Origin of the sequence: Planobispora rosea (genome assembly GCF_014648175.1) — a bacterium.
In the GTDB taxonomy this organism is placed as follows: Bacteria; Actinomycetota; Actinomycetes; order Streptosporangiales; family Streptosporangiaceae; genus Planobispora; species Planobispora rosea.
On the sequence record NZ_BMQP01000026.1, the window covers coordinates 29,467 to 54,904 of the forward strand.

Genomic DNA, 25,438 nt, shown 5'->3' on the forward strand with positions numbered 1-25,438 from the left:
TGATCTGCGGTCGTTTCCTTCCTGGCACGTTTCAATACTATATTGAAACGCTTTGGAGTGGGACCGATATATCCGCTGTGACCTGCGGCGATGAGTCGTGTTTGATGTCCTGTCTCAAGCCTCCTCGGTGGCCAGCGACCGGGCCATGCCGAGGACGTTGTGGCCCGAGTCAACGACCTCATTGACCACTCGAGCATGATGAACGGTATGGCTGCCACCGTCGTTGAGATCCATGTCCCGCTGCAGGAGACTCCTGGTCTCGCCCCGACCGACTACCCCTTCCCGTGGATCGAACAGGTAGAGGACTTCATCTTCCAACTGCAGGAACAGGGCGTGGCCGGGGAGTTCAACGACGGCGAGGAGTTCGGAGACGTCTACATCTTCTTCATCACCGGTGCCGGCGAAGACACCCTGCTGGCCGTCGCCTCCCGGGTGGCGGCTTTGGACGGGGTGCCCGACGGCGTCTTCGCCATGGTCACCGATGATAGGGCCGAGGAGTTCGGTTTGGGGCGTCGGGTGGATCTGCCGCTGCATGAAGTGAAGCAGGGGTAAGCAGTCCTCAACTGCGGACCGCCGGTCCTACTCAAGTCGAATGAGACGGACAACCGCCTCGCGCTCCGACGCGCTTCCCCAACCGACCCCTATCAGCTCATCTCAGAGCAGACTCATTGAGACAATCTCCCGATTCCATCCTCCGCGGAGCAGATTGAGTGAGACGAGCTGGACCGGTCGTCTCACTCAATCTGCTAAACGCCCAAGCCGTGATTCCCCTGACGTTGCAGGTTCGCTGAGACGGGACACCCGGGTGCGGGGCGGTTCTGGGATCAGCTACTGGCTCCGCCGGGCCGCAGCCAGATCCTGCTCGGCCAGTTCGCTCGCGGTCACCGTCACGTATTCGTCCGGCTCTACCGCCCATGGCAGAAAATCCCATGCCTCCAACTCGCCCGTCTCGGCACCATCCCATACGCCGGGCTCGATGATGCTGCCGGTCAGGTGGTGATTGCGCCAGTCCTCCAGATCCTCTTCATCGGCGTCGTCGCCGGGGTAGGTCACCACCGCAGCGGCCAGGTCCTTGCGCAGACTGGTGTACAGGTTTCCCAAGATCTTCGAGCGGTCGGCGTCGACGGCCTCGGCCATCTCGGAGACCAGACGCTCGGCGTCGCCGATCGTAGTGTCGTCGTCGACCTCGATGGAGAACCAGGTGACCTCGGCCCACTCGCCGCAGTCGTGCATGCGGTCGAACTCCTCCAGCTCGCCGGTGCTGCTCGTGGTGACGATGGTGCCCGCGGTCCAGACGGGCTCGTCGTTGTCGCGGTTCCACGGCTCCCCGCACCTCAAGCAGGCGCCCGACAGTTGGCAGGCCACGACCAGGTGAACGCGATCCTCGTTGGTGGTGAGGTCGCGGCCGCTGATGAGGGCGGCCGTCATGTGCGGGCGGACCGGCGTGAAGTCGGTGACCCATTGCTCAGCGGCGAACACAAGGACATCCGTTCTCGCCAGAGGCCGGTGACGTGGTGCGCGCTACGCCAGGCCCCTGGCGATCAGTCGAAGCTCCTGGCAGGGGCAGTGCTTCACCGTTCCTGTCAGGTCATTGGTGGGATGTCGATACCCGCTCACTGTCAATCAACCACTGGCCGAGCGCTCCCAGGACTATTCGCCAGGAGAATCGTCGATCTCCCGAATGTGCAGGGGTTCCTCAAGCGCGACCGAGACGGCTTCCCACTTGGCCCGGTCAAGCGTGAGGACCGGTAGGATCGCCACGCTGGCGATGGCGGCCACGTGCGCGTCATGCGCATCGAGCCCGGTGCGGGCCATCACGGCGGCCAGGGCGAGCGCCTGCGCGGTATCACCCAGAGGCGCGACCTCAACTTCGTCGAACAGCTCCAGGCCGCTGAGCAGGTCGTCGGCTTCTTCGCTGCGGGCGTCCAGGGACGCCCCGGCCAGCGCGAGCGCCGGCAGCACCATAGGCTGTTTGCCGGAGTCCCAGAGCTGGACGAGGCGGATCAGGTCCCCGTCGCCGCGGGCGATCTCGGTGAGGACTCCGGTGTCGAACAGCAGGGGGATGCGGTTGGTCACTGGGCGGCCTGGGCCTGCCGCTCGATGTTGTTCATGATGCGGCGGACGCGGTCCTCGTCGGCTTCGGCGGCCAGGGCGAGCAGCTTCGCCCGGCGGCGCCGGTCCTGCTGCACTTTGGCCGCGAGGGCGTCGTTGACGTAAGCGGACAGTGAACGGGCGTCGCCTCCGCCGATTTGGCTGCGGGCGTACTTGACCAGCTCAGGGTCCAGAGTGACGGTGATCGTTTCCTTTGCGGCCATACCCGAATCCTAATACCGCAATAAGATCACTTGGAGTCCACGCGGCTGGACTCGAACTGTTTCCTGAGGTTCACACTCCGCCGTGCTGGCCAGATGTTGCTCAGCGTTAACAAGCTCGTATGCGGGTTCGTCGCCTGGCTGAGCCTGGCATCTGTTTGCGTAGCGCGCCAGGTCGTTCGTCCTCGCTGCGCTCGGGCGCTCCACCTGGCGCGCTACGCAAACAGATGCTTCATCGGCTCAGACGACGAACCCTCTCACCCGGCCTTGCGCAAGCCCGCATACCTCGACTGATCACCGCCACATGCTGAGGAGCGCTACCGTCGCATCATCGCTGCGTTTGAAACGGGGCCAGCGCCGTCCTTCAGGATCACACTCTTCCAACTCCCGCACGTAGGCGATCAGCCGTCGCGGACCGTGCTCACTCAGGAAGTCCAGGCACCCTTGCCAATCCATCTCACCGAACATGTCGACCACACGCGAGGCACCATCGGTAAAGACCGCCGCCCGCTGGACCTTGGTCAGCGGGATCTCTCCGCGGATAGCGTTGTCGGCCGCAGCTCGATCAGTTGAGGCTACCCAGTAACCACCGGTGACGTTACGTCGGGCAAGTTGCTCGACCGACATGAGCGCCACAGCTTCAGCATGTTCAGGTGTGCCGATCTCTTCGCGCCGGGTGCGGGCGGTTGCCTCCGGCGCGGCGCGCTCTACCCGGTCGTCGGAAATGACCTGGATGCCCGTCACTGCGTCGATGACAATCGCGGTGTCGGCAAGTACTAGGTACTCCAGGAGTTCGTTACGGCGACGCAGGATCGCTACAGCAGCTGCCGGGGTACCAGAGCTGGCCAGGTCGCATTTGCGATGTAGGTCGTTGACCTGATCGATCGCTTTCGCCAGTGCGGTTCCGATGTCGTGTTCACACTGCAGAAGGAGCAGGAGTCGAACGCCCAGGTTCTGGGTGTACCACGTGACCGAGTGCGAGCAGCCTCGGATGGTGACCCGTGGTGGGGTGACTCCGTCGAGCACGACCAGTGAATCCGGAGTCGCCGCGACCCAGTCCTCGTTCGGTCGCCCCGCCACGCCGCCCTGGGTCTCGAAGGCGATGCTCAATCCTTATCCTTCGTGCTTGTAGGTCGGGGTGATCTGTTCCGACGAAATGATCTGGTGAGTGTCCGGATCGTATCGGCAGGAGATCAGCATGGAGAAGCGGCGGGTCCGCACTTGCTGATACAGCGGGACCAGTGCGGTTTCGAGGTAGTGGATGACGCCGGCGGCGCCAGCCGCATGGATGCCGGCGAGATAGAGAAAGGTCCCCTTGCCGTCCGGGCGGGGCAGTCGGCCGAAGTAGGCGATATCCCCAGGCTCGCCCTGATCTTCGGGTGAGCGGTAGACCTGTCCGGTGATGCGGTCTACTAGATGCCAGCCGCCTGGGTCCTGGGCGAAGGCAAGGTGGTCGTCGGCCTCCAGTACCTGGGCGATCAGTGGAGAATGACGAGGTCCGCAGATGAGTACCAAGCCATCACGATTGAGTCGGACTTCGCCGGGCGGCTGCACGATCTCATAGGTACTCTTGAGTTTGAGATCTTCGAGCAGACGTCGAAGCCGGTCGTAGGCCTGCAGGTCGTCTATGGATACCACCGGCCCAGGCCGGGCCTTGCCTGCTTCCTGCTTCTCGGCGACCGCGGTGATCACCATACCGTCCCGGGCACCGAAGAAGGCGCGTTCCCGTGGCGGACCTCCCTTACGGAGCTGACTGATACGGGCGCTACTCAGGTTGGTCTGGCGACCGATCTCATTTTGGGACATGCCGCGGCTGGTCAGGGTCTCGATGTCCTCCAGGCGGATTCGGCCCAGCTCCGCGGTCAAAACATCGATCTCACTCAGCACATCGCCAACGCGTCGAATCCGCTGGATGAGGTCAGTTTCCCGGTGGATCTCAGCCAAGACGGCTGACACGTCAATGTGCATACTTCAGATCATCCTCCACTCACCGCGCTTAATCCGAACGCTAAGGTCCCTAAACAAACCCCGCTAATAGCTATTGACGAAGCCACTTAGGGGTCTTAGCGTCAGGAGTAGACATTAACAGGCCTGAGCGGGTATAGCCGGACGCCTTGAGGCTCCACATGGGAGAACTCAAGGGGGTCCCAATTCCGGGCAAGGAGAGCTGCACCCTTCGATCCGGATCATGCTCAGTAGCCCGAATTAAGCTCTCCAAGAAAGAAGGTTCACCCTCTAAAAAGATCAAATAGCTCTCTACCAGGGAAAACTCATGTCGCCTCGATGACTCCACCATCGAGGCGACATCCCCGCAAAGTCATGGGGGCCTCGGTCCGGACTCCACCCGGCCGAGGCCCCGCCACCGGGTCCTCACGAAAGGAAACCCCCGGATGCGCACCATGCTCTCATTGCCGTGCCAGAAACCGAATGGCCCGGCCATCACTGACCTGTCATCGCTGGTCAGCAAGTTCGGAACCTGCGTCGGTGCTCTCAATCCCGACGCCTGGTTCCCGCCCGAGCCGAACCCAAGCGGTGGCGAGTCGCCCGAGGCCCTGGCGATCCGCCGGGCCGACTACGAGAACACCGCCCGCCAGCTGTGCGGGCCCTGCCCCGTGCGCACCCAGTGCCTGGAGCTCGCGCTGCGCGAGGAGCACGACCTGCCACAGACCTGGTTCCACGGCATCCGCGGTGGCAAGGCCCCCTGGCAGCGGCGGAGCATGGTCCGCCGCCGTCGCCAGGCCGCTGCCCGCCAGATCACTGAGACCTCAGAGGCGGTGGCCTGATGACCATCACCGCCACCCGCCCCGCTTACCCGGCGCTGACCGAGCTCGCCAGCGGGAGCCCGCTGGGCCACCTCGCGCTCACCATCGACCTGGGGCGACCGACCTACCACGGCCACACCAAGGTCACCGTCCGGCCGGGCGTCGTCGACAGCGAGGCGATCGAGCTGTTCGGCTACGCCCACTGCCACCGCCTGGCCTGGGCCATGCACCAGCGCACCGGCTGGCCGTTCGGCGTCGTCGAACAGGACGACCTGCCGGGCCGCTGGGTCCACGTCGGCCTGCTCACCCCCACCGGGACCTTCCTCGACATCCACGGCCTGCGCCCCGTCGCACAGGTCGTGGCTGACATCCGAAGCGAGCACGGCCTGGACGTGCGCGTGCGCGCCGTGGACACACCTGCGGAGCTGTTTTCGATCATCGCCTCATCCGGCGAGCGGACGGCTGAGGAGTGGCTCGCCGAGTTGTGCCCGCTCAGCGCCGAGGTCATCGCCGTGTTCGCCGACGTCCTGATCACTCGCGCCAAGGAGGCTGGCCGATGAACAGCTCCGAGACCTTCCCCCAGGACCAGGCCGTCACCGGCCTGCCCTACGTCGAGCAGGCCCGGCAGCGTCTGGAGGCCGCCGGCAAGGCCGACTGCACCCCCCGCTCCTTCGCCGGCAACGCCACTTTCAACTACGCCGAGGGCCTGGGCGCGCTGCGCGATGCCCAGGTCGGCACCGGCCAGGCCCTGATGGCCATGGGCGCCGAGCTCGCGCGGATCCGCCACGAGCTGTTCCTGCGCCGCGGCGACATCGCCGCCGTGCACAAGGAGATCGGCGGTCTGGCTGATGCCGTACGCGACCTGGTCCGCGCGGTGGAGGACGGCACCGGCCAGCTCGCCGACGGCACCCGCACCTGGCCGACATCGCTGATGGGATCGGTGACATCGCCGCCGTGGGCGGGCGCATGTCCGAGGTCGCCGAGGCGATCGACGCTCTGGCCGATGACCTGGTCACCTCCCGCCGTCCCTGGTGGAGGCGCTGGCGCGGCCGCCGCTCGGAGACCGGGGCCTTCCCGGCCGACAGCGGCGCGAGCGTCGCCCTTCCCGCCCCGGCCCCGCAGGAGAGCGCCTGCCGGTGCGTCTGGCAGGGCGGCACCTGCGTGGAGTCCTGCCCGGCGCACACCCCGGAGGCGTTCCTCGCCGGGGTGGATGCCCGCCTGGAGACCTACAACCAGCAGATGCGGCGCTGGTGGCGGTGGGGCCGATGAGCGTCCTTCCCCACTTCATCATCCCGGTGTGCGTCTTCCTGGCGATCATCTTCCTGGCCGCCCTGTGGGGTGAGCGATGAGCACCTCCCGCATCCGCACCACGCTGCAGGTCTGCCTCGCCGACCAGCCGAACCGGGTGTTCACGGCCCGCGCGTTCTACGAGCTGACCGACCCCTACGCCGTCCACATCGATTTTCCGCCCCCGCCCGGGGCCCCAGACAACGTGTGGACCTTCGACCGGGAGCTGCTGGCCACGGCCCTGGACCCGACCCGCAAGGGCGTGGTCGGTGCGGGCAACATCCGCTTCACCGAGGCCGAGGCCACCGACTACCTGGCGATCATCCTGCACCCGGGACCGCAGGCCTGCCGCCTGTATGCCCGCCGAGACGAGCTGACCTCCTTCCTGGCCCAGACCACCCGGCGCATCCCCTTGGGGTCCGAGGCCGACTGGGCCGAGGCCGACTGGGACCGGGCGCTGATCCGGCTCACCACGCAGATGCGGAGGGACGCATCATGATCCTCAACCCGCTGATGGGTCGCGAGACCTTCATCGACGGCCTGCTGCTGTGGCCGGTGGGCGCCCCGGACCGGCACCTGGGCGCCGTCGTCGCCTACCGCGCCGACCAGCCTGACCGGCTGCAGCTGACGTTCATGTCCACCGATATGCGCCGCACCTTCGACTACACCCTCTCCCTGCGCCTGCTGGAGCAGGCGCTGGCCCCCGGCGCGCCCGGTCCGGACGGTGCCGAGGAAGAGCTCGACACCGAGGGCCTGCAGCAGGTCGACTTCGCCCCGGCCCCCGGCCCCGAGCATCTGGTGATCCGGCTGTGGATGGGCGAGGACGACGGTGCCGACGGCGAGACCGGCGAGTGGTTCCCGCTGTATGCGGCCCGGGCCCGGCTGAACGCCATCACCGAGCGGATCCGCCTGCTGCACGCCGACGTCGACGCCGCCATCACCGCGATCTTCTCGGAGGCGACCCCGTGAACATCCCCGACATAGCGCAGTCCCTGCTCACCACCGACACGCTGCTGGGCACGCTGGCGTTCCTGCTGGCCGTCGCCGTGGTCGTCATCTGGCGCCTGCTGCGGGCGCGGCATCGCCTGAACAAGGTACCTGTGCCGGATCACTCGGGGAAGGAGGAGCCGAAGGAACCGCTGTCGTGGGCCGATCGGCTCACCTACGCGTCAGCGTTCGCTGCCTCGGGCATCGCCGCGCAGGGCATGTTCATGTGGCTGAAGGACGTCTTGGGCTTCCACCCGGTTTTCGCGTTCATCACCTGCACGTTCGTCGAGGTGGCGATGCTGGCCTCGGCGCTGCGCGCCCGCGACAACCTGAGGAAGGTTCCGTTCACTACGGGGCCGGACGGCAAGGCCGTGTGGGTGTTCGCGGCCCTGTCCGGCATGCTGTCGGCCTCCCACGCCTCGACCGTGTCGGAGGCAAGCGGCCGGCTCGCGGTCACCCTGATGGCCGGCTGGCTGTGGGAGCGCAGCCTGCAGATTGAGCGCCAGAGGCTAACCGGCAAGATCTCCGGCATCCGCTGGACGATAACCCTGAGCCGGCTGCTGATCCGCCTCGGCTGGGCTGATCCGACCAGCCGTGACGACGACGAGATCGCCCGCGAGCGGCGTATCGACGAGTACGTCCGTGCGATCTACAGACTCCACTTGGCCAACGTCAGCGGCGACGACAAGGAGATCCGCAAGGCGACCAAGGTGTGGGAGAAGGCATACCGGCGTGCGGTCGAATACGCCCGCATCGACGTCGACCCCGAGACCGCGCAGATCGTGGCGGTCAAGGTCGACGCGATCCGTGAGCGGCGCGCCCTGGTGGACCGGGTCACCGTCGCGCCGCCCCGCATAGACGAGAAGGCGATCGAGGGCGAAGTGGATGAGATTCTCGCCTCCGTGCGGCAGGCCCGCGCGGAGACGGTCCGCATTGTCCAGGACGAGGCGCACGAGATCCTCGCCGCTGCGCGGCAGGCCCGCACGGAGCTGACCCGCACGGCCGCCGATGAGATGGACGGCGTTCTCGCCAGCGTGCGGACGACCTACATGGAGCTGACCCGCACGGCCGCGCAGGAGGCGAGCGGCATTCTCGCCACGGTGCGGCGGGCCCGTGCGGAGCTGGCCCGCACGCTCCAGGCCCGCACGATCGCGGACCGTGCAGTGGCCGAGGCCCGCACAGTCACGCCGAACGGGAGCGCGCCGCCGTCCCCGGCGCGCTCCCGCACGAAGAGCATGCGGGAGGATCCTGCAGGAGGTGGCGACGGCCTGGCACAACGGTGGAAGCAGAGGCCGGGCGAGGAGCAGGCCGCCTACCGGGCCCGCGTCGTCGAGGACCATCGCGAGGAGATCCGCAGCTACATCACCGCCGGTGAGAAGTGCCCTCTCACCTGGCGCGATGTGCACCAGCGGACCGGCTACAAGCAGCGCTGGTGCGAGGGTGTCCTGGCCGATGCTCGGCGCGGCCTGTTGCCTCCAGCGGCCGCCAGCGACACCGCAGACGGCCCGCCTGAGCAGACCCGCGAAGCCGGGGAGCACATGGACCGCACGCACGACCGTACGGACGCCAGCGGTGCGGGGCTGATCGTGCGGGCGCAGGAGCGCATCAGCGGCCAGCATGCGGGTCACGTGGACGGAGACCGCACGAACCACTCCAACAAACGTGCGGACGCCGACACCCGCACGCAGGTCCGCACGGCCACCGGCCATGCGGACCGCATCAAGAACGGCGAGGAGTTCCGCACGGAAGACCCCCGCACGGACACCACCGAGACGGAACCCGAGTTGGTCCGCACGCAGGTCGAGGAGCCCCGCACGGAAGACCCCCGCACGGACACCGCAGAGACGGAGGTCGCAGCATGAGCATCACCGCCCCCGACCGCCGTGCCTCGGCTCGGCCGGTCACCCGCCAGGATCTGGTCCTGATCGCCACCGAGTATGGCGAGCTGCTGGCGGCTGCCCGCGCCACCATCGCCGCCGCCGAGCTCGGCGAGCCCAACCCGCTGGAGCACCTGCGCCACGCACTGAAGGCACATGGTCAGCTTCCGCCCGCCGGTGCCCGCCCGGTGCTGCTGCTGGCCCAGTGCGCAGTCCCGATCACTGGCTGGGCGGAGGTGACCCGGTGACGACCCCCACCATGGCGGCCGTGAGCGCACAGCGCCGCTTCCCCGGCGAGTCGGAGCAGGTCAGCCAGGTGCGGACCTGGGTGGACGGGTTGCTGCCCGGCGACTGCCCGCGCCGCGCCGACGTCGCCGTGGTCGTCTCCGAGCTGGTCACCAACGCGCTTGTGCACTCGGTCTCGGGGATGGGCGGCAGCTTCGCTGTGCGCGCCGCGATCGACGCCACCTCGGTGGAGCTCAGCGTGGCCGACCAGGGCCCGCGCCCAATCCCGGCCGCCCGCGAGCCGGACGCCTCCGGCTGGGGCTTGGCCGTCATCGTGGCTGAGCTGGTCGACGAGATCCGCACCACCATCACGCCGGCCGGGCGCACCACCTGGTGCCGCCTGACCTGGCCGAATGGCCGGTCGTGACCTGCTGAAAGAGAAAGGAGCCCTCTGATGAGTGCACCTGAGTGGTCCGGGGACATGCTGGACCGCCCGGAGATGATGGCCGCGTTCGCCGCTCAGCTGCGGCGGAGCCTGGCGGAGTCCGCCGAGTTCGTGGCGTACATCCGGCGGGACGCCGAGGCCATGTGGAAGGAGAACCCGCCAGAGGGTTACGGCAGTTTCGAGGCGTGGTGGCGGCACCGGTGGGTGACCAGCCCGTTTGCCGAGATCCAGGAGCACCTGGAGGCCGCGGCGGCGCTGACGTTTCGTCTGGAGGCCCGCTACCGGCGCGGCCGCCACGAGATCCCCCAGACGCGTCAGGCCCGCCGGGAGGCTGCCCAGGGCCGCCAGGCCCCGGCGCTGCCGCATGCCCGGGACTACGTCGGCCGCCCGCCTGCGCCGAAGCAGGCGCGGCCGTCGGCGGCCGCGCCGGACGGGGACTTCCTGGACCTGGTCCACGATCACGGAAAGAAGCCGGCATGAGCGCCACCCCAGCTGAAATGTCACCTGAGGCGACCAAGCGGCTGAACAACATCGCGAAGTTCTGGAGCGACAAGCTCCGAGCCGCCACCACCGACGCCGACCTGGCGCGGGTCTGCTTCGATCGGGCCCGCTCCGCCGCGGTCAAAGCCGAGCGCGGCGGCGGCAACAAGCGGGCGATGCACGAGCTGGCGCAGCTGCTGGCCGCCTGGGCCGAACAGCAAGAACAAGCCGAGATCGTCCGCCGGACCCGTCACAGCGCGTGATGTTCATCTTCATGTTCATCCGCCGGATCCGGGCTTTGCGGATCGGCAACGGCGCGGCGCGCGTACGCGCGACGCGCAAGTGTCCCCGATCCGGTCACTGACTGTCAACACTGCGAGAGGAGCCGATCATGAGCAACGACGACCGGGAGGACCGCGGCTCGGTGCTGCCGTTCATCCCGCGCGTGGTCCTGCCGGGCTCCCTGGACCACCCCGACGACGAGGACGAGCCGGACGTCGACGGCGAGGCCGCCAGCACCGAGACCGATGACGAGGCACCCGCCCCGGGTTGGCCCTCGCTGCCGAAGGTCGCCGCGATGGGCCCGCCGTTGCACCTGACCGTGCCGGGCGTGCCAGCGCCCGAGCCTGCCAGGAAGGACGACAGCGGCGCGTTCACCCCGCCGGCTCCGAAGGACCCCGAGGCCCCGACCGCGCGGGACACGCTGGCCACCTGCCTGGCGCTGCTGACGGCGCTGGGGGTGGCTGCGGCCCAGGGCCTGTGGCAGCGGGCCCGGCACCGCCAGGCGCTGGCCGACCAGGCCCGCGCAGGCGCCGACAAGGCGGCGGTGAAGGCAGCGGCCGCCAGCCCCCGAAGCAGGCAGACAGGAGACAGCGGCAAAGGCCCCAAGGGGTCGTCGCTGCTGCGCTCGCCCGCAGGCCCGAAGGGCGGGCGTGCCTTCGGCCGCCGGACGGGTGGCGGCGACGGCAAGCGCAGGCCGGCCAAGGCCGACAAGGATTCCCGCGGCCCGCGCAGCAGACCGCCCAAGGACCGGAACAAATCGCGGCGCTCCCGACGCGACCGCCCAGACGAGGACGGCCGACGGCGCAAGCGCCGCTGGAAGCGCAAGGGCCAAGACGAGCTCGGCGGTCCCAAGAACCGCAGAAAGCGGCGCCGAACCGGCGGCGAGAGCCAAGACGAGGCCAAGGCGAAGCCGAAGAACCGCTGGAAGCGCCGACGGGATAAGAACGGCGGGGACCGGGACACACCGAAGGCCAAGCCCAAAAGTCGCTGGAAGCGCCGGTGGAAGGGCCGGCGGGACAAAAGCGACGACAAGGCCAAGCAAGCCAAGAAGTCAGCTCGGTGGCGCTGGCGCAGCCGCCGCGCCAAGGGCGGTGAAAGCGACGACAGCAAGCCCAAGCGCCGCCGGTGGGACCGAGACCGCCGGCACAACAGCAAGGGCAAGACCAAGCCCAAGCACCACTGGAAGCGCCGCATCCGCGACAAGAGCGGCAAGGAGGAGGCCACATCAGCGCGATGGCGCTGGCGCGGCCACCGGGACAAAAGCAGCAAGAGCAGACGGCCGAAGTGGCGCTGGCGCAGTTCCCGCACCGAGGAGAAGGCCAAGGAGGCGCGCTGGCACGGGAAGAAGGGCCGCTGGCGGTGGTGGAGCGGCGAGACCGAAGAGACCGAGCCTAAGTCGCGCTGGCGCTGGAAGAAGAGACGCCGACGCCGTCAGCACACCGGTGGCCAGAGCGAGAGCGAATACAACTCCGGCCACAACACCGACGGCCGATCCGGTCCGGATACGGGCCGGGCTGAAGAGCCGCACTTCTTCGACAACTGGGATGACTTCAAGACCTGGGCGCAGGCACAGGCGCGGGCCTGGGAGGGGCGGGACAGGCCAGATGCGCCTTCACCGCCGCCGGGACCCGGGGGGATGCGGCCGCCGCCGGGCGCCGACCGGCGGACCCGGGTGCGCGTCGAGCGTGTCGACGAACCGTCCCGTCAGGCCCGGCCCGAACCGTCGACACCTGCGGCGCCGGTCCTCACCGGGACGCCGGGGCGGCCCGCGCTGCCCGCCGGCCCCGCCCGCACGACCGAGCCTCGCCGCCCTGCGCCGCCGGCGGGTGAGGAAAGTCCGACTGCCCCGGCCAGCGCAGGCCAGACCACGGGAGGCCCGATGAACCGGCCCATGACCCCGGCCGTGCCCGCGCCGCGTCCGTCCGCCATGGGGGCCATGGCGGTGCACGGCACGCAATACGACGACGATGCCGAGCTGACCATCCGGGACGTGATCGAAGCCGCCGAGGACGCGGCCCAGGAGATCACCGAGGGCGTGGAGGCGGCCCGCGCCACCGCGGCCGGCGCGGAACGCATGGCAGGCCGGCTGCAGGCCCTGCACGGCGAGATCGTCGATCTGAAGGTGCCTGGATGGCTGGAGGCCCTCTGGGGGCGGCTGGTCGCCAAGGCCCTGCATGTGAAGGCGTGCGCGGACGGCCTGGCCGAAGGGCTGCCCGCCGCCGCCGAGGCGATCGCCACGGCGGCCGCCAACGCCGCCGCCCGTGATCTGGGCGTGGCCGACACCACCCGCGACCACGGGCACATCCGCCCGGCCGAGCGCGAGTACCACGACGAATAGGAGACCCCTGGTGAACGAATTGGCCACCACCACGACCGGTGAGGCGCTGGAGGAGGGCGGCGGCGTCCTATCCCGGCTCATCCGCTATGGCGTCCTGCTGGTCCAGCTCGGCTATGCCGCGGTGCGGCTGAGCGGGCTGGGTGAGCAGATCCGCGCCACCTACGCCTACGTCGAAGGATGCGCCGCGAGCGTCGTTCAGACCGCTGAGCAGATGGCGCGCCTGGAGGTCGATGACGACACCGTGGGTGAGTTTCGCGACGCGGCCGCGGTCGCGACGGGCGTGCTGGATGACGCCGCCGCGATGGCGCAGGCGACCGAGGAGATGTCGATCTTGTTTGAAGAGGTCCGCGACGCCCACCAAAGCGACTACGGCGGCGTGGTGGAGGCCATCCACACCAAGGACGGCCGTATGGCCAAGTCCGAGTTCTACAGCAACCGCTGACCAGGCAAAAAGGAGGCCGCTCTTATGGCTATGACCCGCCGGGCCGCCAAGGCACCCGCCGTGCCCGCCTTGGCGCCCCTGGCTGTTGAGGTGCCGCCCTGGCCCGTGCTGGATCGGTGGCGGCGCCGCCTGGTGGCCGTGCGCAGCGCCACCGGACGCTTGGCCACCCTGGCCGGGGCGTGCGCCGCCGCGACCGGCCTGTTCACCGGCGAGCTGACCGGGCTGTGCCTGCTGGCCGATGCCGCGCTCAGCCTCGGCGGTCTGGCCACGCTGCGGCTGTGGAAACCGAACGGCCACCAGAAGGCAACCGCCAGCGTGCTGTATGTGCTGCCCGGCACCAGCCTGGCCGCCCTGCTGATCGCCCAGCAGCTGACCCCCGGCATCCACCCGGTGGCCACCCCGATCGAAGCCGCCGCGCTGACGGCCTGGACGGTCGGCACCTGGGTGCTGCGCCCGGCCGAGATCGGCCGACGCATGCTCACCCCGCCGCCTCCGGCCGCCGTCGAGCTGGCCCCGGCCGGGCCGGTGGTGAGCGAGCATCCGGCCGCGGCGTGGTGGGCGGCCAAGGCCGCCGTCGTCGGCGGGGTCGCCCCGGCTACGGTGCTGGAGGCCATCGAGTCGACCGGCCCCCGCGCCATGCGGGCCATCATCCGCTCCGCCCTGCCGGGCGAGCCGGTCCCGGACATCTCCATCCGCCGCCTGTCGGCGCTGATGGACATCGCCGAAGACGAGATCACGATCACTGCGGTGTCCGGCCGGGGCGCGGGCGTGCGCCGGCTGACGGTCGGCCGCCCGGAGCAGGCCGACGACCTGGCCACCCGATGGGCCACGCAGGTCGCCCCGAGCGCGATGCCCGGCACCGTGCTGAAGGAGGTCCAGATCGGCACTCCGGGCGGGCAGGTGCGCACCATCCCCATCGGCAGGGATGACGCATGAGCACCGCCATGACCCGCCCCGCTGATGGCCTGCTGACGGTGTTCAAGGTCGAGCACCCCGAGGGCAAAGCGATCACCTACGACCGGGACGCGCTGTGCAAGAAGCTCGGCGTCGACGACCCGGGCCGCCTGATCGTGGAGACCCAGGGCTACCACGGGCTGGTCATGGTCTACCCGCACAACCCGCTGGCCCAGGTGCGCGCCGTCACCCGTGAAGACCTGATCATGGACCGGCACGGCCGCTACACCGCCGGGTTCTACCACAACGGCCAGCCCGTGCGGAAACGGCTGTTCGACCCCTCCACCGGCTCGGCGCAGCGGTTCGTGCTGATCGGCACCACCGGCGCCGGCAAGTCCAAGACGCTGCAGCTGCAGCTGATCGCCGAGAAGATCAACGGCATCTGCACGTGGCTGGCCGACCTCAAAGAGGGCCAGTCGGTGCCCGAAGCCGCCGGCAACGTGGATTGGCGGGTCACCAGCCTCGAAGGCGCCGTCCTGATGCTGATGGCGGGCGTGGAGGTCGCCAAGGCGCGGATGCGCCGCTACAGCGCTCTGGGCCGCAACGCCTTCGTGCTCGGCGATGACCCGCTGTTGCATATCCACATTGACGAGGTCAACCGGCTGCTGGAGCGCGGCAGCCCGTATCGCGCGCTGGCCACGCGATTGATCAAAGAGCTGTCGCGGACCGGCCGGTCGGTGGGCGTGGGCATCGGCCTGGCCGCCCAGGCATTCCACCTGGAAGAACTCGGCGGATCCGACACCTTGCGGGCGATGATGAAGACCGGCGAAGTCACGCTGCTGCGCTGGACCAGCAGCATGATGCGCCAGCTGGTGGCCGACGGCATCTTGCAGATCGGATCGCAGCTGTTGCCGATCCCCGAGACGCTGGCTCCGACCGTGCTGCGCTCGCCCTTCGATGTGGCCGGCGACGACAGCGACGTCCCGGGCACCCAGGGCATGGCCTACTACGTGTCCGGGCCGCGCCCGACCTCCCTCATGCGCCACCTGCGGGTGGGCTCCATCGCCCCGCTGCCCGGTCTCGATCCCGAGATCCTCGCCCTGTACGGGCCGGAGGAGCCCCGCCGCCTGGAGGAGGCCTCGCTGCAGGCGCTCGACGGCGACGGCATCGAGTACATGGCCTATGCGCTGCGCAACGACGACGGCGCCATGGCTGCCTTGTGCGCCCAGTTCGCCGACGCCGTGCGCACGAGCAAGACCAAGGCCGGGCGAGGCCCAACGGCCCCGGCTGATGCCGACGCCGACGATCACGCCAACGACGACCACAACAGCGAAGATGGCGAGGACGACGGCGGCGGCGACGCCACTTTGCCGCCCGCCTCCCTGCCCGAGCGCATCCTGGCCGTCCTGAAGGCCGCCACGGCCCCGATGAGCGCCGCCGCCATCTGCGAGGCCGTCAACGCCGATGGCGGCCGGCAGGTAGGGCTCGGCGCCGTGCGCAACGTCCTGACGCGACTGTCCGCGCCCGAGAACGGCCCGGTCACCCGCCCCGGGCACGGCCTGTACGCCCTCGCCTGACCCCCACCATTCCCTGATCGACAAGGACCCGCCCATCATGACCATCCCGGCCCCGGCCCTCAGGACCGCCCCGAGCGTGGAGATCACCTCCTTCGGGTACGGCCACGCCCCGGCACCGACCGCGGACATCGTCATCGACGCCCGCCGCCGCTTCCGCAACCCCCACCACGACCCCCGGATGCGGGAGCTGACCGGCCTGAACGACCGGGTCCACGGCCACGTCATGACCACCCCGGGCGTGGCCGCCGCCGTCGCGCACACCGCCCAGCTCGCCGCCGAGCTGACCACCACCACCGGCGCCCCGGTCACCGTCGCGATCGGCTGCGCCGGCGGCCGCCACCGCTCGGTGGCCATGGCCGAAGATCTCGCCGACGAGCTGGACGGCGCGGGCGTGCACGTCACCGTGACCCACCGGGACGTGGCCAAGCCCGTGCTGCCCGCCGCCGCGGCGGCACACGCCCCCGAGGATCCGCAGGCCCCTGCGGACCGGCGACCGGAAGCCCGCACCAAGGGCCCGCTGAGCGGCCGCCGCCTGCTGATGGCCCGGCTGGCGATCATCGATGCCGTCGCCGTCACCGTGGCGCTGCCGCTGCTGGCCGAGCGGCTGATGGCCATGTTCGCGCTGCCGCTCCTGGTCGCGCTGGCCGCCTACACCGTGGTGCTGGCCGCCGCCGGCACCGTCGCCTGGCGCGGCTGGCGAGGCCGGTCGACCCCGCTGCCTGTCCGCCTAGTGGTGGACGCCGCCGCGGCGCTCGCCCTGGCCGCCATCGTCACCGCGTTCCTGACCACCTGACCCGTCCGAGCTCCACACCGTTCCCACCGAAGGAGAACCCGATGGTCAACACCGACCTGTCCCCGACCGGCCACCGCGTCCTGATCCCGGCCTACACCGGCCACAGCTACGCCGTCGACGACGACCAAGCCGCCGCCGTCCTGAACCACGCGCTGGGCTACATCGCCGACGGCCGGCCGTTCACGCCCGCCGCGCTGGCCGACGTCCTGGACGTCACCGGCCAGAGCCGTTCCTGGCTGCTGCAGCAACTGGCCAGCAAGGTCCGCGACGACCTGCTGGAGCGCGACCCCAGCCAGGGCACCTACACCGTCATCGACCCCACCCGGGTGCTGGCCGACGCCCACCGCGCCGAACTCGAGCTCGCCGGCGAACTCGACGACCCGCCCGCCACCGCCAGCCGGCGCCACTCGCTGCGGCTGCTGACCTTCGATGCGCGCACCGAGGCCGCGGCCGCCATGAGCGAGCTGACCGCCTTGGCCGCGGTCCTGGCCCGGGCCGCTGAGATACCCGCGATCACGCTGAGCATCGGCCGCCAGAACGAGGCGGTGACCGGCGAGCGCGATGCGGCGACCGGCACCCTGGTCCTCGGCGTGGACGAGATGCTGCTGTACGGCGACGCCACCACCGCCGACGGCCAGGCGGCCGCCGGAGCGATGGCCTACCAGATCACCGCCGCCACCTGGCGGCCGCCGCGCATCCTGAGCCTGATCGGCCACGTCTTCGGCCTGGCCGTGCTCGCGCTGATGGTCGCCGCCATCACCTCTGCCCCCGCAGAGCTCATGTCCGCCCTCATCGGGGCAACCCTGGGCGTGGGCCTGGCCCACCAGCACCGCGCCCACCACCAGATCCACGCCCTCGACGCCGCCGCCGCCCGCGCCCTGGATGAGGCCGGGCTGGACGGGCGGGCCTGCCTGGAGGCGATGTTCACCGACCTGGAGCGCACCGAGGGCCGCATCTACCGGTGGATCACCTGGCACCTGGAGGGCTTCCCGCCCGCCCGCAAGCGCCGCCAGCAGCTCACCCGCCACTACGCCGCGGCCGCCTGAGCGCCCCACCTCGGCACCGATCCCACCACCGGAAGGACGACCAACGATGATCCCCACCACTGAGCAGATCGGCACCTTCGACCTGGACACCTGGCACCTCGTGCCCACCGAGGCCAACCCCGAGGACCACGAGCACGGCGGCTGGGCCATCGCCGGCGGCGACGATGACGAATACGACCTGTTCATCGAGATCGCCGACGCCGAATACCCCCGCACAGTCGCCGAGTTCGTCCTGGCGGCCGTCCAACAGCACGCCACCCGGCTGCGCCTGGGCGCGGCCGCAGACGACGCCCTGGCCGCCCGGGAGCGGCTGCTGGCTGATGAATGCGACGCGGTGCTGATCAACGAGTCATCGCCCCGGCGGGTGATGGACCTCATCGGCCGCATCGGCCAGCTGGCCACCGAACTCGCCGGCGCCCGCCCGCCGGTGCACAACACCGAGCGCATGGTGCGGATGTACGACCAGGTCGCCGAGATCACCGCCATCGCCCTGGCCTGGATGGAGGCCATCTGCGCCCACCACGACGTGCCCCGCCGCCAGGCCCTCTGACCCGTCGGGACGGGCGCGCACCACCGTGGCCAATCCGCCAAGACAACCCACGTCGGGCGCGCCCGCTCACCCCAGTTCCTCTGATCGAGACCAGGAGTAGCTCCATGATGCCAACCCCCTCCACCCGCTCCGTCCCGGCCGGTACCGGCCTACAACCCCAGGACCGGCAGGCGATCTTGCAGGCTGAGGCTGAGGCCGCCTGCACCGAGCTCGGACGCATCGACATCAAGGCCACCGCACTGCTGAGCATGGCGGGCACGATGTTCGCGATCGCATCGGCCGCCATCACGGTGAAGGTTCCGCCGCCCGCGGAGCTGAGCGCCGTCGGCCTCGGCACCGTCTTCCTGGCGGCCGCGATCGTGATGCTGCTGATCGTCATCCGCCCCGCCCTGCCCCGCCGCGGCCAGAACGGGTACGGCTTCGCTGCCCACGCTGAGGCCACCGGTCCCGATGAGTTGGTCACCGCGCTGACCGCCGACCCCGAACACCGCCTAGCCACCGAGGTACTGCGCCTGTCACTGCTGGCCCGCGCCAAGTACACCCGGCTGCGCCGGGGCGTGCACCTGCTGCTGGCTGCCCTGGCCGTTCTGGTCGCGGCGCTGCCGCTGGGGGTACTGGCATGACCGGCATCAGCAAGATCGAGTGGACTGACGTCACCTGGAACCCGGTTCGCGGCTGCAGCAAGGTCAGCCGCGGCTGTGACCACTGCTACGCCGAGGCGATCTCCACCCACTGGAACGGCCCCGGCTCCTTCGACGTGGTCCGGCTCGTGCCCGAGGTGCTGGAGGCGCCGCTGCGCTGGCACCGGCCTCGCCGCGTCTTCATCAACTCCATGAGCGACGCGCTGCACGAGGCCGTGCCTGACGACTTCGTCATCCAGATGTTCGCCACCATGGCCGCCGCATCGCAGCACACCTTCCAGTTGCTGACCAAACGGCACGCCCGGCTGCGCACGCTGCTGGCCAGTCCCGACTTCGCCGACGCGGTGCTGCAGGAGGCCACCGGCCGCTACGGCGCCGCCGTCCGCACCCCCTGGCCGCTGCCCAACCTGTGGGCCGGCGTGTCGGTCGAAGACCAGCGCTGGGCCGACATCCGCATCCCTGCCCTGCTCAAGACCCCCGCCATGGTGCGATTTCTCAGCGTCGAGCCCATGTTGGGGCCGGTCGACCTGTCGCGCTGGCTTGGCATCGAGTACATGGAGTCCTTTGAGGGCTGGGGCGAAGAGCTGTTTGCGTCCCTGGCCGGATGGGTCGGCCCGGCCGCAGGCCTGCACTGGGTCATCGCCGGCGGCGAGTCCGGGCCCCGGGCCCGTCCGCCGCACCCTGACTGGTTCCGGACCCTGCGTGACCAGTGCGCCGCATCAGGCACCGCTTTTTTCTTCAAGCAATTCGGTCAATGGAGTCCGGACCTGGACGGGCCCGGCCGCCTGGTCGGCGTGCTGCCTGATGGCACCGTCGTCGAGCCCTCGCCCGACGATTTCGCCGAAGGCTCCGCCACGATGCGCCGCTGCCGCAGCAAGCACGCCGCCGGCCGCGAGCTCGACGGCCGTACCCACGACGCCTTCCCCGCCACTTCCGGCCAGGAGCCCCCCCATGCTGCCTGAGACCTCCACCCCGCCCCCGGACCACCATGACCCCCGCCCGGCCGCTACCGGCCTGGACGTGACCGCCTGGCGGGCGATCCCGCTCGGTGACCCCACCCGCAACCCGCGCTGCCCGTGGGGCATCGTCGCCGGCGACGTCACCGACCCGGGCGGCCCCGCCCTGTGGATCAAGATCTCTGCCGCCGACCGGCCCGCCGATGTCGCCGCCGTGCTGCTGGCCGCGACCCGTGCCTACCTCGGAGCCGGCCCGCAGGACGCCGGCGACGGGCCGGTCCCGGCGCCGGAGCGCTCCGAGTCCGAGGCGATCGCCATCGTGCAGACCCACGTCGCCTATGCCGAGGCGGGCGAGCTGCTGGAGTTGGCCCGCACCTGCCCGGCCCCCGCCGTCCGGGCCGCGGGGGTGCGGATCACCGCCTCGGTGGAGCGGCTGCGCGAGCGCCTGGCCGCCGTGCTCGCCGACGCCCGCCGCCAGGTCGACGCCGAGACGGCTCCCGTAGCGGAGCCCGCGCCGGTCGACGAGCACTTCCAGGAGATCCCCGCGGCCGCCGAGGAAAGCGCCGTCGACCAGACCGCTCCGCTCCCGGCTCCGGTACGGCCCGCCGCCCGCCGCCGCGGCGGCGGTGCAGGCCGCCCGGCCCCGGCCACCCCACGCCGCGCCGCGGCCAAGACCCGCCCGGCCGCACGTCGCAGCGACGCCGACAACGGCCTGGCCCACGGGGTCAGCGACCGCGGCATGTTCGCCGTGGTCTACCCGCCCACCGAGGCCGAAGCAGCCGTCGTGCGGTCCCTGTGTGCGCGCTACGGCACCACCGCAGCCGAGACCGCCGAGCTGATCGACATGCTCGGCCTCGACGCCCAAGAGTCCCAGGAGGCGATCGCCGGATGACCACCATGACCATGACCACCGGCCCGGCGGCGGCCGTCTTGCCCGAGACGCCGTTCATCGTCGGCACCGCCCACCGCGGCACCTTCCACGCCATCCCCCGCGACTACGCGCTGCGCGCCCTGGCCCCGGGCGGCGGCGACAGCTGCGGGGCTCTATGCGGCACCTGGGCCCAGGTGGCCACCCGCATCGGCACCGGCGCTTTCGACCGGGCCCACCTCCCGGCCTGGATGCGGCTGTGCCCCGCCTGTACCTGGACCATCGCCCTGCAGGCCGGGAGCGCGGCCATCGCCGCCGAGCTGGAGGCCTTGACGCCTGCGGTTGAGGACCTGGCCGCGCTGGAGCAGCTGGTGCCCGACCCGCTGATCACCCGGCGGGTATGCGAAGCGATCCTCGCCACGGCAGGCGACCTCACCGACGGCTCCGGACGCCAGGACGTCGTCGAGCTGCTGGCCCACGCGGCCGCTCACGCCCCGGTGCTGCTGCGGGACGAGGACTGCGTCGACACCAGCATCGACTGCGGCCACCCCGGCCCGAACTGCCCCGCCGCCCCGGCCTGCCCGGCCTGCAGCGTGCGGGCCGGCGACTGGGCACAGGACCGGGAGGGCTTCTACCGCGACGCCTGCACCATCGCCGCGCCCTGCCAGGTGATCGGCGCGATGGCCGCCTTCTACGGGGTGGAGGTGACCGCCTGATGACCCCCTCCACCGGCACCGTCTACCTGCTGCACTTCACCACGCGCCTTGCGGCTGAGCAGGCCCTGGCTGCAGCCGGTGCCCCGCACTCACCGACGACAGCCGCCCAGTGACCATCCACGCGGCCGACACCCGCCCCATCCGGATCCTCAACATCCCCCTGGAGGACTCATGACCACCCCGACCCTTGCCGCCCTGACCGCGCTCATCGGCCCGGCCGCCTCCGACGAGCTCATCGAGCAGCTCGCCCAGAGCGTGCGCGACCGCGCCGCCCACGCCCATCCCCCCTCCGGCGCCGACCTGCACTGCCTCAACCTCGCCGCCTCCATGGGCGAGCGCATGGGTCCCGTCCTGGTACGGCTGCGTGATGCCGAGGCAGGCCACGAGGAGGACGAGCCGGTCTGCCGGATCTGCGGTTGCAGCGAAAACCGTGCCTGTGAAGGTGGTTGCGCATGGGTGCCCAACCCGCTCGGCGTCGATGTGTGCAGCGCCTGCACCTACGCCATCACCGCGACCGTGATGGCCGAAGAAGACCTGATCATCCTGGAGCGGCCGACCGAACTCGGCATCACCGCAGACGACGGCGAGGACTTGCTCGCCCTCACCCTCGGCAAGATCCGCTTCAGCCTGCCGGAAACGGTCGACCTGACCCCGGATGAGGCCCGGATATGGGCCGCGCAGCTGGCGGCGATGGCCGAAGCCAGCGAGGCCGCCCAGAGCGGGACGTACCGCTGATGGCCACCGCGACCGGCGAAAAGACCATGCCCCGGCGCGGTACGGTGGTGGGCCTTCGTCCTGTCCTTGGCCGGGCTCGCCTGGTCCGCCCCCGCAGGGATCACCGCACGACGGCTCCCAGCCGCGGGGCCATCGTGCGGGTCCTGCGGACCGATGCCGCAGATCTCAGATGGTCACCTCACGCCGCAGCGCCGCGCGCAGGAGGCACAGGAGCGGAAAGCACCGCTTGGCCGGGCTGCACGGCGGGCTGTGGACCAGCCGGCCGCGGGTGATGGTCGTGGCTGATAGGAACGCCCAGCCGCCGCCCGGCGCACGCGCACCCCAGCCCGGACGGGAGGTGGTCGCCAGCGCGGTCATCGATGGCCCCTACCGCTACGACCTGCGGCGCATCTGGGATGCGGGCCGCACGCCGACGATCTGCGCCTGGGTCATGTTGAACCCCTCCCGCGCCGACGAGAACACCGATGATCCGACCGTTCGCCGCTACATCGCCTATGCCCAGCGCTGGGGCTTCGGCGGCATCGTCGTGCGCAACCTGTTCGCGCTGCGCGCCACCGACCCGGCCGCGCTGCTGAGCGCCGACGATCCCATCGGCCCGGACAACGATGCCTGGCTGAGTGAGCGGCTGGCCGGTGTGGCGTGCGTCGTGGTGGCCTGGGGATGCGGCCGCTACCCGCGCCTGGCCGAAGAGCGCTGGCGCCGGGTGGCGCAGCTGCTGGCCGGCCACCGCCTGCTGTGCCTGCGCACCGGCCGCGACGGCCAGCCGGTGCATCCGCTCTACCAGCCCGCCGGCCTGGTCCCGAGGCCCTGGACGGCGCCATGGCGGTGACCGCGCAGGCTCCTGCAGTCCGGATCGGGCGCGCCGCCTGGGCCAGGCGCCAGCTGTGCCTGCCGGACCGCCGGCGGTGCCGCTCGCCCTGAGGCGCCGCCGGCACATGATCGGGCGCCCTCCCCGCCGAACCGCCAAGCCCGCGCCGGAGGGCGCCCACCCCCAGCAACCACGCGATGGGAGATCTCCATCATGCCGCACGCCCCCGACAAAACCGCCTCCCGCGACCCGGGCCCGCGGCCGGTACGCCGGTGAGCCGCACCGGCCCGCTCGCCCCGCCGCCCCGGGCCGGCGCGCCCGGCAGGCCGCCGCCCGCTGCGTCTGCGCGCCCGCGCCTTGCTGCCCGGCCTGGGCGGCCGGGCGCGCGCCGCCCCCGCACGTCGGCTCCCTCCGTCCCCGGCCAGGCCACCTGGTGGTCGCCGCGGCGCCTGCAGGTGTTCACCGCCGTCCCGGCGGCCTCGGCGCGAGCCCGCTCCCAGGCCGCCTGGCTCACCGCCGTCGACGCCCACCCCGCCACCGCAGCGTTGCGCGCCGACGCCCACGACAACCTCACCGCGATCGCTACCGTGCTGGCCCGGCACGCCACCTGGAGCCTGCTGACCACCCGCCCCACCTGGGCGCTGCTGATGCGCCGCACCGGCCTGAGCCGCTCCAGCGTCGCCAAGTGGGTCGCCTGGCTGCATGCCCACGGCCTTTTGGGCACCGTGATGCCCGGCTCGCTGCCGCGCTATCGGGTCGGCGGCGCCGGGGACGCGCGGGGCGCGGTGGCCGCCGAGTACGTGCTGACCGTCCCGGCCGTCACAGACGTCACACAACCCGTTTCTGAATCACAGCAGTCCCCTGATCCGCTTGTGCATCAATGTCGGACCCCTACAAGGTTTCTCTCCGTAGGAGAGAAACCCGCCCTTCCCGCGCGCGCGAGCGGCCCCGGCATCGCGGGCGCGCACCGCGGATCCGCCCGGCGCCTGGTCGCTGGCCGTCACGCCGGGCAGCAAAACCGACGCCCTGGCCGCGGCCGCGGCGCTGCGGGCGGTGAGCGTGGACCTGCGCCGCATCTCGGCCCGGCACCTGCGTCACCTGCTGGCGCCGTGGTTTGCCGCCGGGTGGACGCCCGCCGATGTGCTGCACGCCCTGGATCACCTGCCTGATGGCCGCCCCTGGACCTTTGCCGGCCGGGTACGGCACGTGCCCGGCTGGATCGGCCACCGGCTGGCCGCCTGGCGCGATGCCGACGGCCGGCCGGTGATCTCCAAATCCCAGCGTCTGGCCGCGGCCGCGGCCGCCGAGCGCGCCCGCCAGGCCGCCCGCCGGCGCGAGAGCGAAGAGCGCTACGCGCGCAGTCTCGGCGGCCCGCGGCGCTGGGCTCCGCAGATGCCGCGGGCCGAGGCCCTGGCCCCCGCCCCGGCGGTGCCGGCCGAGCCCAGCCCGCCGACCGCGGCCTGGCGCGCGGCGCGCGCCGCGCTGGCGGCCCGTCTGGCGGCCCGGCCCTGACCGTGTGAAAGCGAGTGCTTTTCGATGACCTCCTCCCCCGAGCGTCCGCGATTTGGCAGCGTCGCCGAGGCCGCTGCGCATGCCCGGCAGATCCTGGCCGAGGCCTCGCCCCGCGCCGCCGCCGTCATCCGCCAGCGCTCCGCCGAGCAGCGGCAGGGCAGGAACGAGCAGGACGCCAGGCGCTGGGCCGACATCGAGACCCGGGCCGCCGCGGCAATCGAGCACGCCCCACGCCTGCAGGAAAGCTGGATGCCGCCGATCGACGATGAGCAGGCCGATGCACGTCAGCGCAACTTGGCGCGGGCGCGGGCCCGGGCCCGCCAGGAGCGCGCCCAGCGCCTCATCCAATGATCATCTTGGGGTGCCGGGCGCGGCCCGAGACCGCAGGGCACGCCCGTAGCGGGGCGGCTGCCGCGTTTTCGGGTGTCCTGAGCCCCGGGCTGCCGGCGACGCCCGCGCCGTGGCCCCGGAGCGGGAGTGGGTCACTGCGGTTGAGACGACGGCGGGTCGTCGGGCGGCGTGATGCCCTGGGCCTTCAGGTGCTGCAGGGCGACCTCTTTGAGCAATTGCAGCACCTGGCGCTCCCGTTCGTGCTGGCGCATGAACTCCTTCATGCGCCCGACGAACACCCATCCCTCATAGTCGCGGCCGCCCCAAAATGAGACCAGCTTGCGCCGGTGGCCCTCCAGGTCGTCATCGGCATAGCGCGTCAGGTCCCAGCCGGTGCGTGCCAGCAACTCCTCCAGCGTGATCTCTCCGTGGTGCCAGGCCTGCACCGTCTGCAGCTGGGTGGCCACTACGAAGCCGGGGATATCACCCGGCAGCTGGCGCGCCAGCCCCAGCGCGGTCACGTGCTCTTCGACGCTGAGCTCTCTCCACATTCCGGATATTCGATCACACGAGTG

General features: G+C 70.9%; 32 protein-coding genes. 26 read left to right on the top strand and 6 right to left on the bottom strand.

The genetic code is table 11. The features are described 5' to 3' along the window. Positions 1–207: 207 nt before the first annotated feature. Entirely contained in the window at positions 208–552 is a 345-nt protein-coding gene (locus IEZ08_RS24130; protein ID WP_189242966.1) for a hypothetical protein, read from the top strand. Between the two features lie 276 nt (positions 553–828). Here the strand turns inward: IEZ08_RS24130 and IEZ08_RS24135 are convergent, their stop codons facing one another. From IEZ08_RS24135 to IEZ08_RS24155, 5 genes are all read right to left on the bottom strand, one after another. After that, positions 829–1,479: a hypothetical protein gene (locus tag IEZ08_RS24135; RefSeq protein WP_189242967.1), complete on the bottom strand. Its 651-nt coding sequence runs from the start codon at positions 1,477–1,479 to the stop codon at positions 829–831. A 171-nt stretch (positions 1,480–1,650) separates the two neighbouring features. Beyond that, positions 1,651–2,076, bottom strand: coding sequence for a type II toxin-antitoxin system VapC family toxin (locus tag IEZ08_RS24140; protein ID WP_189242968.1), 426 nt, complete (start codon positions 2,074–2,076; stop codon positions 1,651–1,653). Further along, on the bottom strand, positions 2,073–2,315 hold the full coding sequence (locus IEZ08_RS24145) for a hypothetical protein (RefSeq protein WP_189242969.1): 243 nt from the start codon (positions 2,313–2,315) through the stop codon (positions 2,073–2,075). The genes IEZ08_RS24140 and IEZ08_RS24145 overlap by 4 nt, the downstream gene beginning before the upstream one ends. A 291-nt stretch (positions 2,316–2,606) precedes the next feature. Beyond that, positions 2,607–3,422 carry a protein phosphatase 2C domain-containing protein gene (locus tag IEZ08_RS24150; protein ID WP_189242970.1) on the bottom strand — a complete coding sequence of 272 codons (816 nt, stop codon included), beginning with the start codon at positions 3,420–3,422 and terminating at the stop codon, positions 2,607–2,609. 3 nt (positions 3,423–3,425) lie between these two features. Then, on the bottom strand, positions 3,426–4,280 hold the full coding sequence (locus tag IEZ08_RS24155; RefSeq protein ID WP_189242971.1) for a sigma-70 family RNA polymerase sigma factor: 855 nt from the start codon (positions 4,278–4,280) through the stop codon (positions 3,426–3,428). Positions 4,281–4,702: 422 nt separating this feature from the next. Here IEZ08_RS24155 and IEZ08_RS24160 point away from each other — a divergent pair, with 422 nt between their 5' ends. The 25 genes from IEZ08_RS24160 (at position 4,703) to IEZ08_RS24280 (ending at position 24,884) form a co-directional block, all read left to right on the top strand. Continuing rightward, complete coding sequence (locus tag IEZ08_RS24160) at positions 4,703–5,095, top strand: WhiB family transcriptional regulator (protein ID WP_189242972.1); 393 nt, start codon at positions 4,703–4,705, stop codon at positions 5,093–5,095. Then, positions 5,095–5,634 carry a PHD finger domain-containing protein gene (locus tag IEZ08_RS24165; protein ID WP_189242973.1) on the top strand — a complete coding sequence of 180 codons (540 nt, stop codon included), beginning with the start codon at positions 5,095–5,097 and terminating at the stop codon, positions 5,632–5,634. Before IEZ08_RS24160 ends, IEZ08_RS24165 begins: the two co-directional genes overlap by 1 nt. 394 nt (positions 5,635–6,028) lie before the next feature. After that, entirely contained in the window at positions 6,029–6,343 is a 315-nt protein-coding gene (locus IEZ08_RS24170; protein ID WP_189242974.1) for a hypothetical protein, read from the top strand. Positions 6,344–6,419: 76 nt separating this feature from the next. After that, on the top strand, positions 6,420–6,860 hold the full coding sequence (locus tag IEZ08_RS24175) for an SsgA family sporulation/cell division regulator (protein WP_189242975.1): 441 nt from the start codon (positions 6,420–6,422) through the stop codon (positions 6,858–6,860). After that, entirely contained in the window at positions 6,857–7,330 is a 474-nt protein-coding gene (locus tag IEZ08_RS24180) for a hypothetical protein (RefSeq protein WP_189242976.1), read from the top strand. The genes IEZ08_RS24175 and IEZ08_RS24180 overlap by 4 nt, the downstream gene beginning before the upstream one ends. Further along, positions 7,327–9,210, top strand: coding sequence for a hypothetical protein (locus IEZ08_RS24185; protein WP_189242977.1), 1,884 nt, complete (start codon positions 7,327–7,329; stop codon positions 9,208–9,210). The genes IEZ08_RS24180 and IEZ08_RS24185 overlap by 4 nt, the downstream gene beginning before the upstream one ends. Next, entirely contained in the window at positions 9,207–9,473 is a 267-nt protein-coding gene (locus IEZ08_RS24190) for a hypothetical protein (protein ID WP_189242978.1), read from the top strand. Before IEZ08_RS24185 ends, IEZ08_RS24190 begins: the two co-directional genes overlap by 4 nt. Then, positions 9,470–9,877 (top strand): ATP-binding protein, encoded by a 408-nt coding sequence (locus IEZ08_RS24195; protein WP_229803462.1) that lies wholly within the window; start codon positions 9,470–9,472, stop codon positions 9,875–9,877. The genes IEZ08_RS24190 and IEZ08_RS24195 overlap by 4 nt, the downstream gene beginning before the upstream one ends. 27 nt (positions 9,878–9,904) lie before the next feature. After that, a complete protein-coding gene (locus tag IEZ08_RS24200) occupies positions 9,905–10,375 on the top strand; it encodes a hypothetical protein (protein WP_189242979.1) in 471 nt (156 codons plus the stop codon). Continuing rightward, complete coding sequence (locus tag IEZ08_RS24205; protein ID WP_189242980.1) at positions 10,372–10,638, top strand: hypothetical protein; 267 nt, start codon at positions 10,372–10,374, stop codon at positions 10,636–10,638. The genes IEZ08_RS24200 and IEZ08_RS24205 overlap by 4 nt, the downstream gene beginning before the upstream one ends. A gap of 128 nt (positions 10,639–10,766) precedes the next feature. Continuing rightward, on the top strand, positions 10,767–12,995 hold the full coding sequence (locus tag IEZ08_RS24210; protein ID WP_189242981.1) for a hypothetical protein: 2,229 nt from the start codon (positions 10,767–10,769) through the stop codon (positions 12,993–12,995). 10 nt (positions 12,996–13,005) lie between these two features. Then, on the top strand, positions 13,006–13,437 hold the full coding sequence (locus IEZ08_RS24215; RefSeq protein WP_189242982.1) for a hypothetical protein: 432 nt from the start codon (positions 13,006–13,008) through the stop codon (positions 13,435–13,437). A 24-nt stretch (positions 13,438–13,461) separates the two neighbouring features. Continuing rightward, positions 13,462–14,373, top strand: a complete 912-nt coding sequence (locus IEZ08_RS24220) for a hypothetical protein (RefSeq protein ID WP_189242983.1) — start codon at positions 13,462–13,464, stop codon at positions 14,371–14,373. Continuing rightward, positions 14,370–15,908, top strand: coding sequence for a transfer protein (locus tag IEZ08_RS24225; protein WP_189242984.1), 1,539 nt, complete (start codon positions 14,370–14,372; stop codon positions 15,906–15,908). The genes IEZ08_RS24220 and IEZ08_RS24225 overlap by 4 nt, the downstream gene beginning before the upstream one ends. A 37-nt stretch (positions 15,909–15,945) precedes the next feature. Further along, entirely contained in the window at positions 15,946–16,701 is a 756-nt protein-coding gene (locus IEZ08_RS39755; RefSeq protein ID WP_203863477.1) for a RapZ C-terminal domain-containing protein, read from the top strand. Positions 16,702–16,742: 41 nt separating this feature from the next. Beyond that, complete coding sequence (locus tag IEZ08_RS24235; RefSeq protein WP_189242985.1) at positions 16,743–17,747, top strand: hypothetical protein; 1,005 nt, start codon at positions 16,743–16,745, stop codon at positions 17,745–17,747. A gap of 46 nt (positions 17,748–17,793) precedes the next feature. Beyond that, complete coding sequence (locus IEZ08_RS24240; RefSeq protein WP_189242986.1) at positions 17,794–18,297, top strand: hypothetical protein; 504 nt, start codon at positions 17,794–17,796, stop codon at positions 18,295–18,297. 104 nt (positions 18,298–18,401) lie between these two features. Continuing rightward, entirely contained in the window at positions 18,402–18,920 is a 519-nt protein-coding gene (locus IEZ08_RS24245) for a Pycsar system effector family protein (protein ID WP_189242987.1), read from the top strand. Beyond that, positions 18,917–19,900 (top strand): DUF5131 family protein, encoded by a 984-nt coding sequence (locus tag IEZ08_RS24250; protein WP_189242988.1) that lies wholly within the window; start codon positions 18,917–18,919, stop codon positions 19,898–19,900. Before IEZ08_RS24245 ends, IEZ08_RS24250 begins: the two co-directional genes overlap by 4 nt. Continuing rightward, positions 19,890–20,786 (top strand): hypothetical protein, encoded by an 897-nt coding sequence (locus IEZ08_RS24255; RefSeq protein WP_189242989.1) that lies wholly within the window; start codon positions 19,890–19,892, stop codon positions 20,784–20,786. The genes IEZ08_RS24250 and IEZ08_RS24255 overlap by 11 nt, the downstream gene beginning before the upstream one ends. Beyond that, positions 20,783–21,478, top strand: a complete 696-nt coding sequence (locus IEZ08_RS24260; protein ID WP_189242990.1) for a hypothetical protein — start codon at positions 20,783–20,785, stop codon at positions 21,476–21,478. Before IEZ08_RS24255 ends, IEZ08_RS24260 begins: the two co-directional genes overlap by 4 nt. Before the next feature lie 171 nt (positions 21,479–21,649). After that, a complete protein-coding gene (locus tag IEZ08_RS24265) occupies positions 21,650–22,213 on the top strand; it encodes a hypothetical protein (RefSeq protein WP_189242991.1) in 564 nt (187 codons plus the stop codon). Positions 22,214–22,490: 277 nt separating this feature from the next. Beyond that, the gene (locus IEZ08_RS24270) at positions 22,491–23,042 is read left to right on the top strand and encodes a DUF1643 domain-containing protein (RefSeq protein ID WP_229803464.1); all 552 of its coding nucleotides are present in this window, start codon (positions 22,491–22,493) and stop codon (positions 23,040–23,042) included. A gap of 1,032 nt (positions 23,043–24,074) precedes the next feature. Further along, complete coding sequence (locus tag IEZ08_RS24275; protein ID WP_189242992.1) at positions 24,075–24,533, top strand: hypothetical protein; 459 nt, start codon at positions 24,075–24,077, stop codon at positions 24,531–24,533. A 24-nt stretch (positions 24,534–24,557) separates the two neighbouring features. Beyond that, complete coding sequence (locus tag IEZ08_RS24280; RefSeq protein WP_189242993.1) at positions 24,558–24,884, top strand: hypothetical protein; 327 nt, start codon at positions 24,558–24,560, stop codon at positions 24,882–24,884. Positions 24,885–25,015: 131 nt separating this feature from the next. On the opposite strand, the gene IEZ08_RS24285 is transcribed toward IEZ08_RS24280, so the two are convergent. After that, complete coding sequence (locus IEZ08_RS24285) at positions 25,016–25,414, bottom strand: hypothetical protein (RefSeq protein WP_189242994.1); 399 nt, start codon at positions 25,412–25,414, stop codon at positions 25,016–25,018. Positions 25,415–25,438: the final 24 nt, after the last annotated feature.

What these genes read in the sequence shown, in the direction of transcription:
- IEZ08_RS24130 (WP_189242966.1), top strand. Translation starts at nt 208, where the DNA reads ATGGCTGCCACCGTCGTTGAGATCCATGTCCCGCTGCAGGAGACTCCT.
- IEZ08_RS24145 (WP_189242969.1), bottom strand. Translation starts at nt 2,315, where the DNA reads ATGGCCGCAAAGGAAACGATCACCGTCACTCTGGACCCTGAGCTGGTC.
- IEZ08_RS24155 (WP_189242971.1), bottom strand. Translation starts at nt 4,280, where the DNA reads ATGCACATTGACGTGTCAGCCGTCTTGGCTGAGATCCACCGGGAAACT.
- IEZ08_RS24160 (WP_189242972.1), top strand. Translation starts at nt 4,703, where the DNA reads ATGCGCACCATGCTCTCATTGCCGTGCCAGAAACCGAATGGCCCGGCC.
- IEZ08_RS24165 (WP_189242973.1), top strand. Translation starts at nt 5,095, where the DNA reads ATGACCATCACCGCCACCCGCCCCGCTTACCCGGCGCTGACCGAGCTC.
- IEZ08_RS24175 (WP_189242975.1), top strand. Translation starts at nt 6,420, where the DNA reads ATGAGCACCTCCCGCATCCGCACCACGCTGCAGGTCTGCCTCGCCGAC.
- IEZ08_RS24180 (WP_189242976.1), top strand. Translation starts at nt 6,857, where the DNA reads ATGATCCTCAACCCGCTGATGGGTCGCGAGACCTTCATCGACGGCCTG.
- IEZ08_RS24190 (WP_189242978.1), top strand. Translation starts at nt 9,207, where the DNA reads ATGAGCATCACCGCCCCCGACCGCCGTGCCTCGGCTCGGCCGGTCACC.
- IEZ08_RS24200 (WP_189242979.1), top strand. Translation starts at nt 9,905, where the DNA reads ATGAGTGCACCTGAGTGGTCCGGGGACATGCTGGACCGCCCGGAGATG.
- IEZ08_RS24205 (WP_189242980.1), top strand. Translation starts at nt 10,372, where the DNA reads ATGAGCGCCACCCCAGCTGAAATGTCACCTGAGGCGACCAAGCGGCTG.
- IEZ08_RS24210 (WP_189242981.1), top strand. Translation starts at nt 10,767, where the DNA reads ATGAGCAACGACGACCGGGAGGACCGCGGCTCGGTGCTGCCGTTCATC.
- IEZ08_RS24220 (WP_189242983.1), top strand. Translation starts at nt 13,462, where the DNA reads ATGGCTATGACCCGCCGGGCCGCCAAGGCACCCGCCGTGCCCGCCTTG.
- IEZ08_RS24225 (WP_189242984.1), top strand. Translation starts at nt 14,370, where the DNA reads ATGAGCACCGCCATGACCCGCCCCGCTGATGGCCTGCTGACGGTGTTC.
- IEZ08_RS39755 (WP_203863477.1), top strand. Translation starts at nt 15,946, where the DNA reads ATGACCATCCCGGCCCCGGCCCTCAGGACCGCCCCGAGCGTGGAGATC.
- IEZ08_RS24235 (WP_189242985.1), top strand. Translation starts at nt 16,743, where the DNA reads ATGGTCAACACCGACCTGTCCCCGACCGGCCACCGCGTCCTGATCCCG.
- IEZ08_RS24240 (WP_189242986.1), top strand. Translation starts at nt 17,794, where the DNA reads ATGATCCCCACCACTGAGCAGATCGGCACCTTCGACCTGGACACCTGG.
- IEZ08_RS24245 (WP_189242987.1), top strand. Translation starts at nt 18,402, where the DNA reads ATGATGCCAACCCCCTCCACCCGCTCCGTCCCGGCCGGTACCGGCCTA.
- IEZ08_RS24250 (WP_189242988.1), top strand. Translation starts at nt 18,917, where the DNA reads ATGACCGGCATCAGCAAGATCGAGTGGACTGACGTCACCTGGAACCCG.
- IEZ08_RS24255 (WP_189242989.1), top strand. Translation starts at nt 19,890, where the DNA reads ATGCTGCCTGAGACCTCCACCCCGCCCCCGGACCACCATGACCCCCGC.
- IEZ08_RS24260 (WP_189242990.1), top strand. Translation starts at nt 20,783, where the DNA reads ATGACCACCATGACCATGACCACCGGCCCGGCGGCGGCCGTCTTGCCC.
- IEZ08_RS24265 (WP_189242991.1), top strand. Translation starts at nt 21,650, where the DNA reads ATGACCACCCCGACCCTTGCCGCCCTGACCGCGCTCATCGGCCCGGCC.
- IEZ08_RS24280 (WP_189242993.1), top strand. Translation starts at nt 24,558, where the DNA reads ATGACCTCCTCCCCCGAGCGTCCGCGATTTGGCAGCGTCGCCGAGGCC.
- IEZ08_RS24285 (WP_189242994.1), bottom strand. Translation starts at nt 25,414, where the DNA reads ATGTGGAGAGAGCTCAGCGTCGAAGAGCACGTGACCGCGCTGGGGCTG.